We start from the raw sequence: 1,559 nt of genomic DNA on the forward strand, positions 1-1,559 counted from the left end.
ATCATCGAGGTCCACGGCCACCAGAAACAGGGCGCCGGTTTCGGCTACTCGAAGGTCCGCGGGCTCAACGCGTTCCTGGCGACCCTCACCACCGCAGGACACGCGCCGGTCATCGTCGCTCAGCGGCTACGCAAGGGCTCGTGCGGGTCCCCGCGCGGCGCGGCCCGGCTGATCGGCGACGCCGTCAAACAAGCCCGGCGCCTGCTCGGGGCGGACCAGCCGGTCCTGGTCCGGATGGACTCCGCGTTCTTCGGTGGCCCCGCCGTCCGGGCCGCGCTGGCCGGCGGCGCGGACGTGTCCGTCACGGTGAGGCTGACCAGCACCATCAAGACCGCGATCGCTGGGATCGACGAGAGCGCGTGGACCACGATCGAGTACACCGACGCGATCCGCGACGAGGCAACCGGGGCGTGGATCTCCCGGGCCGAGGTCGCCGAGATCGACTTCACCGCGTTCGCCGCACAGAAGACCGCGCACCACGTCCCGGGCCGGCTCGTCGTGCGCCGCATCCCCGACCTCAACGCCGAGAAGAAGAAGGCCGCCGGGCAAGGCACCCTGTTCGACGTGTGGCGCTTCCACGCCTTCTTCACCACCGTCCCCGCCGACACCCTGGACACCGTGACCGCCGACCAGACGCACCGGCACCACGCGATCATCGAACAAGTCCACGCCGACCTGAAGAACTCGGCCCTGGCTCACCTCCCCTCCGGAAAGTTCACCGCGAACGCCGCCTGGCTCGTGCTGGCCGTGATCGCGTTCAACCTCACCCGCGCCGCCGCCGTCATGGCCTCCGGTGCGACACGCCAGACCTCGAAGCTGGCGAAGGCGAGCACCGCGACCGTCCGACGCACCCTGATCACCGTCCCGGCGCGGGTCGCGTCCTCCGCCCGCCGGATCACCCTGCACCTTCCCGAGTCCTGGCCGTGGCACGAGGCGTGGACCCGACTGTTCGACCGCGTCGCCGACCCGCCCATGACGGCACCATCCTGACCACCCAGCCGACAACGGCGCGACCGAGAAACCCGACGTGGAACATCCCGACAGCGAGGTCGGGCAATCACCCACGCCCTCAGCCGATCCTCAGCCAGCGGAAAGCGTCACGCCGAGAACCGAAGGCGCATCGGTGGATCGAGGCTAAAGGGCGGGGTGTGCTACTTCCTCTGGGATCGCGACCACCCCGGACTCTGCGAGGTCACCACCCACTTCAAGGATTGGCCGACGACCACGGCCACTCGCTCTTTGCTCGAACCAGGCGCGGATGTCTTCATCCGGTTCAACGAGGCTCTGTCAATCTTGCGCAAGGTGATTGCCGTCGAGACCGGGCAGGAGCACTCGCTGGCACTGCCGGAGAGCAAGCGCTTCGAAAGGCTGGTCAGCTCCCGTAAGCCCTTTGGATTTGAGACCACGTTCAAGGGCAGAGCGTCAAAGGCGCCTGGCGACGTGCTCATCTACCAGAACGGTGGGACTGGGTATGTGGACCGAGCATCGATCCCTTCGGGCGCTCACCTCATCGATGGCTGGAAGGTTTACGGGCTCTTCGAAGTTAACCGGGCAGGTGT

At 67.6% G+C, this 1,559-nt stretch carries 1 protein-coding gene and 1 pseudogene; both read left to right on the top strand.

Features of this window, described 5'->3' with window-relative positions; translation table 11 throughout:
• Positions 1-990 (top strand): IS1380 family transposase (locus N864_RS22145; RefSeq protein WP_034722644.1); only part of this gene is annotated, 990 nt, incomplete at its 5' end.
• Between the two features lie 156 nt (positions 991-1,146).
• A pseudogene (locus N864_RS22150) lies at positions 1,147-1,559 on the top strand (hypothetical protein); the annotation flags it as partial.

The organism is Intrasporangium chromatireducens Q5-1, assembly GCF_000576575.1.
GTDB classification, from domain to species: Bacteria; Actinomycetota; Actinomycetes; order Actinomycetales; family Dermatophilaceae; genus Intrasporangium_A; species Intrasporangium_A chromatireducens.